Source organism: Micromonospora mirobrigensis, assembly GCF_900091555.1.
GTDB lineage: Bacteria > Actinomycetota > Actinomycetes > Mycobacteriales > Micromonosporaceae > Micromonospora > Micromonospora mirobrigensis.
The window spans coordinates 448939-461052 of the sequence record NZ_FMCX01000005.1; the positions used below are offsets into that span (position 1 = coordinate 448939).

The 12114-nt window shown below is 74.9% G+C and carries 13 protein-coding genes; 10 read left to right on the plus strand and 3 right to left on the minus strand.

Features of this window, described 5'->3' with window-relative positions; all coding sequences use genetic code 11:
* The 9 genes from GA0070564_RS19265 to GA0070564_RS19305 all read left to right on the plus strand — a co-directional run bounded on the left by GA0070564_RS19265 (position 1) and on the right by GA0070564_RS19305 (position 8926).
* Positions 1 to 1251 (plus strand): O-antigen ligase family protein, encoded by a 1251-nt coding sequence (locus GA0070564_RS19265; RefSeq protein ID WP_245670121.1) that lies wholly within the window; start codon positions 1 to 3, stop codon positions 1249 to 1251.
* Positions 1248 to 2837 carry a lipopolysaccharide biosynthesis protein gene (locus GA0070564_RS19270; RefSeq protein ID WP_091610090.1) on the plus strand — a complete coding sequence of 530 codons (1590 nt, stop codon included), beginning with the start codon at positions 1248 to 1250 and terminating at the stop codon, positions 2835 to 2837. Before GA0070564_RS19265 ends, GA0070564_RS19270 begins: the two co-directional genes overlap by 4 nt.
* Before the next feature lie 7 nt (positions 2838 to 2844).
* Positions 2845 to 3747: a sulfotransferase domain-containing protein gene (locus tag GA0070564_RS19275; protein WP_091610093.1), complete on the plus strand. Its 903-nt coding sequence runs from the start codon at positions 2845 to 2847 to the stop codon at positions 3745 to 3747.
* Complete coding sequence (locus GA0070564_RS19280) at positions 3744 to 5009, plus strand: hypothetical protein (RefSeq protein WP_091610095.1); 1266 nt, start codon at positions 3744 to 3746, stop codon at positions 5007 to 5009. The genes GA0070564_RS19275 and GA0070564_RS19280 overlap by 4 nt, the downstream gene beginning before the upstream one ends.
* Positions 5010 to 5070: 61 nt before the next feature.
* Positions 5071 to 5553, plus strand: a complete 483-nt coding sequence (locus tag GA0070564_RS19285; RefSeq protein ID WP_091610099.1) for a glycosyltransferase family 28 protein — start codon at positions 5071 to 5073, stop codon at positions 5551 to 5553.
* Positions 5550 to 6212 (plus strand): glycosyltransferase, encoded by a 663-nt coding sequence (locus tag GA0070564_RS19290; RefSeq protein WP_425412499.1) that lies wholly within the window; start codon positions 5550 to 5552, stop codon positions 6210 to 6212. Before GA0070564_RS19285 ends, GA0070564_RS19290 begins: the two co-directional genes overlap by 4 nt.
* Positions 6209 to 7126, plus strand: a complete 918-nt coding sequence (locus GA0070564_RS19295) for a glycosyltransferase family 2 protein (RefSeq protein WP_091610103.1) — start codon at positions 6209 to 6211, stop codon at positions 7124 to 7126. The genes GA0070564_RS19290 and GA0070564_RS19295 overlap by 4 nt, the downstream gene beginning before the upstream one ends.
* Before the next feature lie 71 nt (positions 7127 to 7197).
* Positions 7198 to 8376, plus strand: coding sequence for a chorismate synthase (aroC, locus tag GA0070564_RS19300; protein WP_091610106.1), 1179 nt, complete (start codon positions 7198 to 7200; stop codon positions 8374 to 8376).
* Positions 8377 to 8419: 43 nt separating this feature from the next.
* Complete coding sequence (locus GA0070564_RS19305; RefSeq protein ID WP_281182173.1) at positions 8420 to 8926, plus strand: shikimate kinase; 507 nt, start codon at positions 8420 to 8422, stop codon at positions 8924 to 8926.
* Here GA0070564_RS19305 and GA0070564_RS19310 read toward each other — a convergent pair.
* Positions 8916 to 9689 carry an alpha/beta fold hydrolase gene (locus tag GA0070564_RS19310; protein WP_091610107.1) on the minus strand — a complete coding sequence of 258 codons (774 nt, stop codon included), beginning with the start codon at positions 9687 to 9689 and terminating at the stop codon, positions 8916 to 8918. The two genes, GA0070564_RS19305 and GA0070564_RS19310, sit on opposite strands and share 11 nt — an antisense overlap.
* Positions 9690 to 9772: 83 nt before the next feature.
* On the opposite strand from GA0070564_RS19310, the gene GA0070564_RS19315 reads away from it, so the two are divergent.
* Positions 9773 to 10738 carry a helix-turn-helix transcriptional regulator gene (locus GA0070564_RS19315; protein WP_091610110.1) on the plus strand — a complete coding sequence of 322 codons (966 nt, stop codon included), beginning with the start codon at positions 9773 to 9775 and terminating at the stop codon, positions 10736 to 10738.
* Here the strand turns inward: GA0070564_RS19315 and GA0070564_RS19320 are convergent.
* Together GA0070564_RS19320 and GA0070564_RS19325 are read right to left on the minus strand one after the other, a co-directional pair.
* Positions 10693 to 11505 carry a cytochrome c oxidase assembly protein gene (locus tag GA0070564_RS19320; RefSeq protein WP_218104967.1) on the minus strand — a complete coding sequence of 271 codons (813 nt, stop codon included), beginning with the start codon at positions 11503 to 11505 and terminating at the stop codon, positions 10693 to 10695. The genes GA0070564_RS19315 and GA0070564_RS19320 overlap by 46 nt on opposite strands.
* Positions 11502 to 12023: a DUF2243 domain-containing protein gene (locus GA0070564_RS19325; RefSeq protein ID WP_091610112.1), complete on the minus strand. Its 522-nt coding sequence runs from the start codon at positions 12021 to 12023 to the stop codon at positions 11502 to 11504. The genes GA0070564_RS19320 and GA0070564_RS19325 overlap by 4 nt, the downstream gene beginning before the upstream one ends.
* Positions 12024 to 12114 lie beyond the last annotated feature (91 nt).

The window sequence follows — 12114 nt, forward strand, 5'->3', positions numbered from 1 at the left end:
ATGTTCGGCCTGGTCCCCGTCTGGTGGGTACTCGGCCTGTTCTACCTTGGCTGGCCGCTGCTCGGTGCGGTCCTGCTGGCCCTGCTGCTGGTGCGTGGCCGGGTGCCGTTGCCGCCCGGCTCCGGGGTCTGGCTGCTCTTCCTGGCGATCGTGCTGGTCAGCGCCACCCAGTTGGCCCAGCTGTCCTCGCTGGTCTCGTTCGGGCTGCGGCTGGGCTTCTACCTCACCGCGCTGGTTGTCGGCTGCTACGTCTACGCCTCGGCCCGGGAGCGCGGTCCCACGGCGGCGCTGCTGGTGCCGATCTGCGCGTTCTGGATTGGCCTGGTGCTGCTGGGCTGGTTCGGGGTGGTGGCGCCCCGGTTCGAGATGACCACGCCGGTCGAGGCGGCGCTCCCCGGCGGGCTGGCCGGCAACCCGTTCGTCAAGGACATGGTGCACCTGCACACCAGCGAGTTCAGCCGCCGTTCACTCAACCCGATCTACCGTCCGGCCGCGCCGTTCAGCTACACCAACGCCTACGGCAGCTCGTACGCGATGACGTTGCCCTGCGTGGTGGCGTTCACCATGCTGCGCCGCCGTGGCCTGCTGCGCTGGGCGCTGCTGGCGTCGCTGCCGTTCTCCCTGGTCCCGGCGTTCCTCACGCTCAACCGGGCGATGTTCCTCAGCCTCGGCGCGGGCCTGGCCGTGCTGGGCGTACGCGCCAGTCTGCGCGGCAACATCCGGATCGCCGCGTCGATCGTCGGGCTGGTCGCGGTCGCCGCCACGGCCACCCTGTTCATCCCGGTCACCGACCTGATCAGCAACCGGGTCGACAACAGCGACACCAACACCGACCGGTTCTCCCTCTACGCGGAGGTGCTGCGCCGGGTGCAGGAGTCGCCGCTGCTCGGCTACGGCGGCCCGGTGAGCGCTGACACGGTCACCGCGCAGGCGCCGGTCGGCACCCAGGGCCAGCTGTGGATGGTGCTGTTCAGCCACGGGGTGATCGCGCTGGCCTGCTTCCTCGGCTGGTTCGTGCTGGCCGCCGTGCGTACCGGCCGGGCGTCGTCGCCCGCGGGGCAGTGGCTGGCGGTGATCCCGGTGATCTGCCTGGTGCAGATCCCCTTCTACGGCATGGCCAACCCGAACCTCGCCGTGGCCTTCTTCATGATCTGCTTCGCGCTGGCACTGACCGAACGGGAGCGGGCGGGAACCGGGCCGGGCGGCACCACGCCGGACGGCGTACCCAGGACGGCGGTGGTAGCGGCATGACCACGACCACGGCTGCGCCCGCCTCCGGCGGGTCGGCCGACGAGGCAGCCGAGACCCGGCGCAGCGCCCGCAGCGGCGTGGCCGGGCTGATCGGCGCCGCCACCAGCGGCCTGTTCGGCTTCGTCCTCGCGGTGGTGATCACCCGCAGCTACGGCACGGTCGGCTCGGGCGCCTTCTTCGCGGCGATCGGCGTGGTCACGGTGGCCGCCGGGGTCTCCTCGCTCGGCGCGGAGACCGGCACCATGTGGTCGCTGCCGCGCCGGCGTACCGGCCCGGACGGTGACGCGGCGCGGGTGCTGCCGGTGGCCCTGCTGCCGCCGCTGGTGGTGGCGACGTTGGTCGCGGCCGTCGGGATCGCCGCGTCGGACCGGCTGGCGCCGCGCCTGCTGACCGGTTCCGGGGCGGCCGGCCCGCCGCTGCTGGCGCTGACCTTCGCGGCGGTGCCGGTGGTGGTCGCCACGACCGTGCTGCTGGCGGCGCTGCGTTGCGTACGACCGATCCGGGCGTACGTCGCGGTGCAGTTCTTCCTGCTGCCGGTGGCGCGTCCGGTGCTGGTGGGCGTCGCGGCGCTGGTCGGTGGTGGGCTGCTGGCCGGCATGACCGGCTGGCTGGTGCCGGCCGCGGTGGCCCTGATCGCCTGCCTGGCCCTGGTCGCCGGGCCGCTCGGGGTGGCCCGGGGCGCGCGGCTGCGACCGGACGCGCGGGACTGGCGGACGTTCTGGGGCTTCGCGCTGCCCCGGGCCGCCTCGGCGGCGATCGACGCGGCGAGCATGTGGGTCGGGGTGCTGATGACCGCGGCCCTCGCCGGGCAGGCCGACGCGGGCGTGTTCGGCGCGGTGGGGCGCTACATCCTCGCCGGCCAGCTGGCCATGCAGGGGCTGCGGGTGGCCGTCTCGCCGCAGCTGTCCCGGCTGCTCGGCCGGGGGCAGCCGGGTGCCGCCGCCGCGGTGCACCGCCACCTGACCACCTGGGGGTTGGTGCTGTCCTGGCCGGTCTACCTGCTGCTCGCGGTCTTCGGGCTGGCGTTCCTGCAGCTGTTCGGGCCGGAGTTCACCGCCGGCTCGACGGCGATGACCGTGCTCGCCGTGGCCATGCTGGTGAACACCGGTGTCGGCAACGTGCAGAGCCTGTTGCTGATGGGGGGCCGCAGCGGCCTGCACCTGGCGGCGACGGTGGCCGGTTTGGCCGTCAACGTGACGCTCGGGCTGCTGCTCATCCCCGGCCACGGCGCGACCGGCGCCGCGGTGGCCTGGGCCTGCGGCATCGCCACCGAGAACCTCACCGCCGCGGCGTGCGCCCGGGCCGTCTTCCGGCAGCCCCTGGTGGACCGGGCGATGGCGCGGGCCGCCGCCGTCACGGTGGCCGGGGTGGGCGCGGCCGCGCTGGTCGGCGTCCTGGCCGGCGGCCGGGGGATCCCGGGGCTGCTGGTGGCGGTCGCCGTGCTGGCCGTCGGTTGCGTCGGGATGTTGACCGTTGCCCGGGTCCGGCGGGGGCTTCGGGAAATCATGGACCAGATCCGGGGACGGGACACCGGGCCGGCGCCGGCCGCCGGGGCCGCCCCGACGTCAACTCCAAGGGGTAGGTGATCGTTCCGTGTCGTCCGTCCGCAACCGGATGAAGCAGCTCGTGCCCACGCAGGTCTCCGATCGCATCAAGGGCGGCCTGGTCGACTACGGCGTACGCACCAGCGACCGTCGCCCACTGCCGGACTTCCTGATCATCGGCACGAAACGCGGCGGAACGACCTCGCTGTGGAACTACCTCATCCAGCACCCGTTGGTGCCCCGGCTCTTCCCGGCCTGGAACACCAAGGCCACGCACTACTTCGAGGAGAACTGGCACCGCGGCGAGGCGTGGTACCGGTCGCACTTCCCGACCACCCGGCAGCGGGCGGCCCTGGAGAACCGGCACGGCGGGCCGGCGCGGGCGGGGGAGGCGGCGCCGCTGTACATGTTCCATCCTCTCGCCGCGCAGCGGGTCGCCGCGCTGATGCCCGGGGTGCGGCTGATCGTGCTGCTGCGCGACCCGGTGGAGCGGGCGTACTCGCACTGGAAGGAGCGGCGCACCAACGGGGTCGAGCCGTTGGGCTTCGCCGAGGCGCTGGCCGCCGAGCCGGAGCGCACGGCGGGGGAGCGGGAACGCCTGATCGCCGAGCCGGAGTACTTCAGCGAGGCGTACGACTGGTACACCTACCGGGCCCGCGGGCGCTACCTGGAGCACCTGGAGCCGTGGCTGGAGCGGTTCGACCGCTCGCAGATCCTCTTCGTGCCCAGCGAGCAGCTCTACCGGGACGCCCGGGGCACCTATCGCCGGACGCTGGACTTCCTCGGCCTGCCCCCGCACGACCTGGGCGACTTCAAGGTCTACAACGACCGCCGGTCGGCGCCGCTGGACCCGGCGCTGCGCGCCGAGCTGACCGGCTACTACCGGCCGTACAACGCCGCGCTGCGGCAGCGGCTGGACCTTGATCTCGACTGGCCGGACGGGGTGGCGTGAGCGCGCGGACGGCGGCGACCACGGGCGACCCCCGCACCCGCACCGATGGGCTGGGCTGGGTGGTCCGGGCCCTGTTCCCCGACGACCGGGTGGGGGTGACGCTGGGCGACCAGCCGCCGGCCGGGCACCGGACGCACTCCCGGTACGCGGTGGTGCCCTCGGTGGAGCGGGCGCGGTTCCTGCTCCCGTTGGGCGCGCACCGGGCCACGGCGGCGTCCCTGCTGGCGTACAACGCCCTGCGTCCGGCGAAGGTCCGCGCGGCGCGGGCGGTGCTGGGCGGGCTGGCCCGGGCCGGCGCGGTGGACCTGGCGCCCTTCCCGCGGCTGACCGTGTCGGTGCCGGCCGGCGCCGACCCGACGGAGCTGCTGCTCGCCGAGCGGCTGGCCGCCGCCGCCGGGCAGTCCGGCTGGCTGGCCGCCTGCGGGGTACGCCCACCGGACCCGAACCACAAGCCCACGTTGCAGCTCTTCGGCTCCGACGGCACCCCCCGCGGGTACGCCAAGGTGGGCTGGAACCCGGCGACCCGGGCCCTGGTCACCGCCGAGTCGGCGGTGTTGCGGCAGTTGCCGCCGGTGAGCGGGGTCGGTGACCATCCGCTGGTGCCCCGGCTGCTGGGCGAGCTGGCCTGGGCCGGTCAGGCGGTGGCCGTGGTGGAGCCGCTCCCCGGCGACGTGCGCGGTGTCGGCGCCGACGACCCGCCACGGCTGGGGGCGCTGCTGGCGGTGGCCCGCCGGGGCGGCCTGCCGGCACCGCCGTTGCCACTGGCCGGCTCGCCGTTCCTGGCCCGACTGGCGGCCGAGGCGGCGCGGGCCGCCGACGTCGACCCGGTGGGGCAGCGGGCGCTGGCCGCCGTCGAGGCGTTGACCGCGCGGCACGGCACGACCACCGTCGAGTTCGGCCACTGGCACGGCGACTGGGTGCCGTGGAACCTCGGCCTGCACGCCGGGCGGTTGGTGGCGTGGGACTGGGAGCACAGCGGGCCGGACGTGCCGGTCGGCTTCGACCTGGCCCACGACGCCTTCCAACGCGCCCTGGTGCTGACCGGCGCTCCGGCCGCCGAGGCGGCCAGGGCCGTCGACGCGCACCTGGAGCGGCACGGCGACGGGTTGGGTCTCGGGCCGGCGCAGCGCGGGCTGGTCGCCGACGGCTACCTGCTGGAGATGTGGCTGCGCACCTGGCGGCTGGCCGACGCCGGTGCCGGGTGGAACGCCGCCCTGCACCCGGCGCTGCTGGACGTGCTGCGGAGTCGGTACGGGGCCTGACCCCCTCGGCGGGGCGACGGTGAGGGAGAAGGGCATCAACGGTGACCGGGTGGGGAGTCGCGTGAACACATCTGTCGAGGATCGGCCGGATCCTCCGGTGCTGCTGCTGGTCGGCTCCAGCGGCGGGCACCTGGCCCAACTGCTCGCCCTGCGCCCCTGGTACGAGGGCCGGCGCCGCCGCTGGGTCACCTTCGACACCCCGGACGCGGTGTCGTTGCTCGCCGGTGAGGAGGTGGTGCCGGCTCACCATCCGACCACCCGCAACGTGCGCAATCTGCTGCGCAACGCCCTGCTGGCCCGGCGGGTGCTGCGCCGGGGCGACGTCGCGGCGGTGATCACCACCGGCGCCGGGGTGGCGGTGCCGTTCGTGGTGCTGGCCCGGCTGCGCGGCATCCCCACCGTCTACATCGAGGTGTACGACCGGATCGACACCGCCACGCTCACCGCCCGCCTGTGCCGCCCGTTCCTGTCGGCGATGCTCGTGCAGTGGGAGGAGCAGCGCCGCCAGTACCCGGAGGCCACCGTCGTGGGGAACCTGCTGTGAACACCGAACCGACCGCGCCCGGCGCCGCTCCGGTCACCGCGCCGTCGCTGCCCCGGCAGCGGGACCGCCGCGCCCCGGCCCGCACCACGGTGCTGGTGGCCGTGGGTACCGACAAGCATCCCTTCGACCGGCTGGTCGGTTGGTTGGAGGAGTGGCACCGGGAGGTCGGCGACGCGGTGGCGTTGACCGTCCAGCACGGGCACACCCGGGCGCCCGCCGTGCCGGGGGCAGTGCCGTTCCTCGACCACGACGCGTTGCAGGCCGGGATGGCCGGGGCGGACCTGGTGGTCTGCCACGGCGGGCCGGCGACGATCCTGGAGGCCCGCCGGCACGGCCACCTGCCCATCGTGGTGCCCCGCGATCCGGGGCGTGGCGAGCACGTCGACGACCACCAGCAGCTGTTCGCCCGTCGGCTCGGGGCGGTGGGCAAGGTGGCGCTGGCCGAGACGCGGGAGGCGCTGTTCGAGGCGCTGCGGGCCGGCCTGGCCGACCGGGAGCGGTTCGCGGTGGCGGCCGACCCGACCGAGGTGGCCGCGCGCCGCGCGGCGGTGGACCGGGTCGGGGAGATCGTGGAGGGGCTGGTGGCCGCGTCGGCGCGGCGCCGGCCGTGGTGGCGACGCCGGCCGGACGCCGGCCGGGACGGAGGACGGAACCGATGAACCACCCCAGCGTGAGCGTGGTGGTCCCGACCCGGGACCGCCCGGAGCTGCTCCGCGCCGCGGTCGCCGCGATCCTCGCCCAGGAGCACCCCGGCGAGGTCGAGGTGGTGGTGGTGTACGACCAGTCCGAGCCGGACCGGTCGCTGGCGGAGCTGTCCCGGCCCGGTCGCACCGTCCGGGTGATCACCAACGGTCGTACGGCGGGGCTGGCCGGGGCCCGCAACTCGGGTGTGCTGGCCGCGGCCGGGGATCTGGTGGCGTTCTGCGACGACGACGACGAGTGGCTGCCGGGGAAGCTGGCGGCCCAGGTGGCTGCCCTCGCGGCGACCCCGGAAGCCGAGTTCGTCAGTTGCGGGATCCGGGTCAGCTACGACGGGCAGACCATCGACCGGGTGTTGGACCGCGACCGGGTCACCCTGGACGCCCTGCTGCGGGACCGGATGACCGAGCTGCACCCGTCGACCTTCCTGATCCGCGCCTCGGCGTTGCGGGACGGCTTCGGGCTGGTCGACGAGGAGATCCCGGGCAGCTACGCCGAGGACTACGAGTTCCTGCTCCGGGCCGCCCGCAGCGCGCCACTGGTCAACCTGCGCACCCCGTACGTGCTGGTGCGCTGGCACAAGCGGTCGTACTTTGCGCAGCGTTGGGACACCATCTCCGAGGCGTTGCAGTGGCTGCTGGAGCGTTACCCCGAGTTCGCCGGCCAGCCGGCCGGGCAGGCCCGGGTGACCGGGCAGATCGCCTTCGCCCGGGCCGCCTCGGGTGACCGTAGGGGCGCGCTGTCCTGGGCGGGGCGGACGATCCGCAGCAATCCGCGGGAGCCGCGGGCGTACCTGGCGCTGGCGGTGGCCGGTCGGGTGGTGGGCGCGGAGGCGGTGCTGCGCACCCTGCACAAGCGCGGCCGGGGGATCTGAGTTGGTTCCGGTGGGCGGGACGTGGTGGCCACGCCGCTGCCCCGCCCACCGGGCGTGACAGACTGACCCCCGTGTTGCGCTGGCTGACCGCAGGTGAATCGCACGGACCCGCCCTGGTGGCGATGATCGAGGGTGTCCCCGCCGGCATCGAGGTGACCACCACCGAGATCGCCGACGAGCTGGCCCGCCGCCGACTCGGCTACGGCCGGGGCGCCCGGATGTCCTTCGAGCGCGACGAGGTCGAGGTGATCGGCGGCCTGCGGCACGGGGTGACCCTGGGCAGCCCGGTGGCGATCCGGGTGGGCAACTCGGAGTGGCCGAAGTGGCAGACGGTGATGGCCGCCGACCCGGTCGACCCGGAGGAGCTGGCCCGGCAGGCCCGCAACGCGCCGCTGACCCGGCCCCGGCCCGGCCACGCCGACCTGGCCGGTATGCAGAAGTACGGCCACACCGACGCCCGGCCGATCCTGGAGCGGGCCAGCGCCCGGGAGACCGCCGCCCGGGTGGCCGCCGGGACGGTCGCCAAGGCCCTGGTGAAGCAGGCCCTCGGCATCGAGATCGTGTCGCACGTGGTGGAGCTGGGCCCGGTCGCAGCGAAGCCCGGCCTGCGGCCCACCCCGGCCGACACCGAGCGGATCGACGCCGACCCGCTGCGCTGCCTGGACCCGGAGGCCAGTGCCCGGATGGTCGCCGAGGTGGACGCCGCGAAGAAGGCCGCCGACACCCTCGGCGGCGTGGTCGAGGTGCTGGCGTACGGGGTGCCGCCGGGCCTGGGCAGCCACGTGCAGTGGGACCGCAAGCTCGACGCCCGGCTGGCCACCGCGCTGATGTCGATCCAGGCGATCAAGGGCGTGGAGATCGGCGACGGCTGGGAGCAGGCCCGCTCCCGGGGCTCGGCGGCGCACGACGAGATCGTGCCGACGGCCACCGGCGTGCGTCGGGTCACCGACCGGGCGGGTGGCCTGGAGGGCGGCATCACCACCGGTGAGCCGCTGCGGGTGAAGGCGGCGATGAAGCCGATCTCGTCGCTGAACCGGGCCCTGGCCACGGTCGACGTGACCACCGGCGAGCCGGCGACCGCGATCAACCAGCGGTCGGACGTGTGCGCGGTGCCGGCCGCCGCGGTGGTCGCCGAGGCGATGGTGGCGCTGGTGCTGGCCGAGGCGGCGACCGAGAAGTTCGGCGGCGACTCGGTGGCCGAGATCCGCCGCAACCTGGCGGCGTACCTCGACGCCCTGGTCATCCGGTGAGCGGCCGAATGCCGCTGACCGTCCGTGTCGAGGGGAGCGACCGGTGACCCGGCCGGTCTGCGTGCTGGTCGGGGCTCCCGGCTCCGGCAAGTCCACGGTCGGCCAGATGCTCGCCGAGGCGTTGGGGGTGTCGTTCCGGGACACCGACGCCGACATCGAGGCGATGGCCGGCAAGCCGATCCCGGAGATCTTCATCGACGAGGGTGAGGCGCACTTCCGCGCCCTCGAGCGGGCGGCGGTGGCGGCGGCGCTGGCCTCGCACACGGGGGTGCTCGCCCTGGGCGGCGGCGCGGTCCTCGCCGAGGAGAACCGCGCCGCGCTGATCGGGCACTCGGTGGTGCACCTGTCGGTCGAGCTGCCGGACGCGGTGCGGCGGGTCGGGCTGGGCGCCGGGCGACCGCTGCTGGCGATCAACCCGCGAGCCACCCTGAAGCACCTGCTGGACCAGCGTCGACCGCTCTACTCCGAGGTGGCCACCGCGACGGTGGTCACCGACGGGCGCACCCCCGAGGAGATCGCCGCGGAGATCGCCGCCCTGCTCACGGCGTGACTCCGGCGGCGATCTTCTCCAGCAGCCCGGCGAGCGCCGCGGGCTCGCTCAGCATCGGCCAGTGGCCGGTCGGCAGCGCGTGCAGGTCCGCGCCGGCCAGCTCGGCGAAGAACGGGTGTCCCTGCGCCATCATCGCGGTCACCACGTCCAGCGGGATGGTGCAGGCGACCAGCGCGGCCGGCATCGCCGACGTACCACCCGCCGCCGGTCGCGATGCGGAACCGGGCGCGCCGGTGCGCCGGACCGGGTCGGTCGCGGCCCGCAGCGGCTCCGGGGTGGACCGGCGGCGCAGTAGCGCCAGCGCGGCGTCGTCCAGTCCGGCCAGGCCGACCGCGTCGTCGGCCGGGTCCCAGGAGGGCGGCGGCAGCAGGTGCCCGTCGCCGATCACCGCGCGCAGCCGCTCCTGCTCCTGCGGCGGGTTGCTGTCGAACTGGGCCGTGCCGTCCGGCAGCGGGCCGCTGTCCACGTAGACGACCTTCGCGATCCGGTCCGGGATCCGGTCGGCGGCCTGGGTGACTGGCATCCCACCGCCGGAGTGCCCGACGAGCACCACGTCGTGCAGTTCCTCCATCTCGATCAGCGCGGTGAGGTCGGTGGTGTGGGTCTCCAGGCCGACCTGCGGTCCGGCCAGGTGGGCCCGCTCGGCCAACCCTGTCAGGGTCACCGGATACACCTCGTGCCCCCGCTCCCGCAGCGTCGCGGTCACGTCCCGCCACGCCCAACCGCCCAGCCAGAAACCGGGCACCAGCACGAAAGTCGCCATCTCAGATCACCCTCGGTTCGTCGTCCGGGCAAGACCGTAGGCTTGATTCCGGACAGGTTCCGCCCGGAATGCAGAGGTGCTCCGTGTCACATCCCGCCGGCCGGGTGCTCGGCATGCTGGAGCTGCTCCAGAGCCACCACCGACTCACCGGGGCGCAGCTCGCGGGGCGCCTCGGCGTCGACGAGCGGACCGTGCGCCGCTACGCCGCCACCCTGGTCGACCTCGGCATCCCGGTCACGGCCACCCGCGGCCGGTACGGCGGTTACCGGCTGCGTCCCGGCTACAAGCTGCCGCCGCTGATGCTCACCGACGACGAGGCCGTCGCGGTGCTGCTCGGGCTGGTCGCCGCGGAACGGCTCGGGCTCGGCACCGAGGAGCCGGCCACCGCCACCGCGTCGGCGAAGATCAACCGGGTGCTGCCCGCCGAGCTCGCCGAGCGGCTCGCCGCCGTGCAGGAGCATCTCGGCTTCACCCTGCGCCGTACCGACCCGGCCGTCCGTCCGGCCACCGGCACGCTGCTCGCGCTCGCCGAGGCCACCCGGGAGCGCCGCCGGGTGACCCTCGCGTACCGCTCCTGGGCGGGGGACGAGTCCCGGCGGGAGGTCGACCCGTGGGGGCTGGTCTTCCACGCGGGACGCTGGTATCTCACCGGCCACGATCATCTCCGGGGCGAGCTGCGCACCTTCCGGCTGGACCGGATCGACACGGTCGCCGTCGGGTCGACGGGGTTCACCGTGCCGGACGGCTTCGACGCGGTGGCCCACGTGTCCCGCGCGCTGGCCGCCGTGCCCTACGCGCACTCCGTCGAGGTGCTGCTGGAGACCGATCTCGTCACCGCCCGCCGTCGGATCCCGCCCAGCGTGGCCGAGTTGACCGTGGTGCGGGACGGGGTGCTGCTGCGCGGTCGGGCCGAGAACCTGGACGGGATGGCGCAGCTGCTCGCCGGCCTGGGCTGGCCGTTCACCGTGCTCGCGCCGGACGCGCTGCGAACCGCCGTCCGGGCCTACGCGGGCCGGTTGGCGGGCTGGGCCGAGCGGACGGTGCTCTGATCGGGGCCTGCGCCGGGTCGACGGGCCCCACCGGTCCGCTCGGGACGCCAGGTCACCAGCAGTGCCAGGGCCAGCAGGATCTCGGCCAGGTCGCCGCCGTAGTACATCAGCGTGGCCGCGGCCCGCAGCTGCTCCGGCGGCGCGGGAGTGTCGACCAGGCCGGCGTAGAGCAGCTGCGCCAGGGCGGCGTGCGCGGCCACCGCGATCCCGAGCACCACCAACCGCAGCGGCACGCCGGGCCGGTGGGGTCCCGGGTCGGGTCCGGCTATCGACCAGGTGAACAGGTATCCGCTGGCGAGGAAGTGCAGCAGCACCAGCCCGTGCAGCACCGGATGCTCCAGCGTGGCCCGGTACAGCGGGGTCAGGTGCAGCAACCACAACCCACCCGCGGTGAGCAGCAGCCCGGTGACCGGGTGCGCGAGCGCCCCGGCGGCCCGCTGGCGCAGCAGGCGCACCGCCGTCCGGCCGACCCGGCGCGGCACGGTGCGCAGGGCCAGGGTGCCGGGCGCGCCGAGCACCAGCCCCAGCGGGGCCAGCATGCCCACCAGCAGGTGTCGTCCCATGTGGGTGACCAGGTCGTGGCCGGGGAGCAGGGCGGCGGCCGCGAGCAGCGCGCAGCCCGCGCCGAAGCTCGCCGTCCGCCGGTGGTCCCACCCGCCGCGCCCCGGGTCGCGCAGGCGCAGGGCCGCCGCCAGATAGACCCAGAACACCAGCAGGGGTACGAGCAGCAGCGGCCCCACCCCGGTGCCGTGCCCGGGGTGCGTCACGGCCGGTCGGCGCAGAGGTCGACCACGGTGGCGCGGCGCTGCACCGCCCAGCCGGCGGCGACCAGCGCCGCCCCGAGCACCAGGAAGCCCACGTCCCAGGCGGTCTGGTGCGGGCCACCGTGGACGTGGTGGATGCCGAGCAGGTGGTGGTCGACGATCCCCTCGACCAGGTTGAACAGCCCCCACCCGACCAGCGCCCAGCCCCAGAGCGCGGGGGAGCGCCACAGCCGGCCGCGCGAGCGGGTCACCCGGGAGTAGAGCAGGGCCAGGCCGGTGAGGACCGCCACCCAGGTGACCACGTGGAACAGCCCGTCCCAGAGGGTGTTCATCTGCAGTCCGGACACCGTGTCCACCGGGTACGCCTTCACCCCGACGTTGTCGCTGCCGGTGCTGCTGAGCATGTGGTGCCACTGGAGCACCTGGTGCAGCACGATGCCGTCGACGAACCCACCGAGCCCGACGCCGAGGATGATGGCCGGCAGCCGGATGTCGGCGCCGTCGATGGTCGTGGTGGCCATGGGTACCTCCGTGGTCGTGGGCCGTCCCCTGGGCCGTGCCCCGGCCCCGCCGGGTCAAACGCCACCGGCGGGGCGGCGTCACGGCCCGTCG

Coding starts and splice junctions, on each gene's coding strand:
- GA0070564_RS19310 (WP_091610107.1), bottom strand. CDS start 9,689: ATGGCGACTTTCGTGCTGGTGCCCGGTTTCTGGCTGGGCGGTTGGGCG.
- GA0070564_RS19325 (WP_091610112.1), bottom strand. CDS start 12,023: ATGGCCACCACGACCATCGACGGCGCCGACATCCGGCTGCCGGCCATC.
- GA0070564_RS19295 (WP_091610103.1), top strand. CDS start 6,209: ATGAACCACCCCAGCGTGAGCGTGGTGGTCCCGACCCGGGACCGCCCG.
- GA0070564_RS19265 (WP_245670121.1), top strand. CDS start 1: ATGTTCGGCCTGGTCCCCGTCTGGTGGGTACTCGGCCTGTTCTACCTT.
- GA0070564_RS19270 (WP_091610090.1), top strand. CDS start 1,248: ATGACCACGACCACGGCTGCGCCCGCCTCCGGCGGGTCGGCCGACGAG.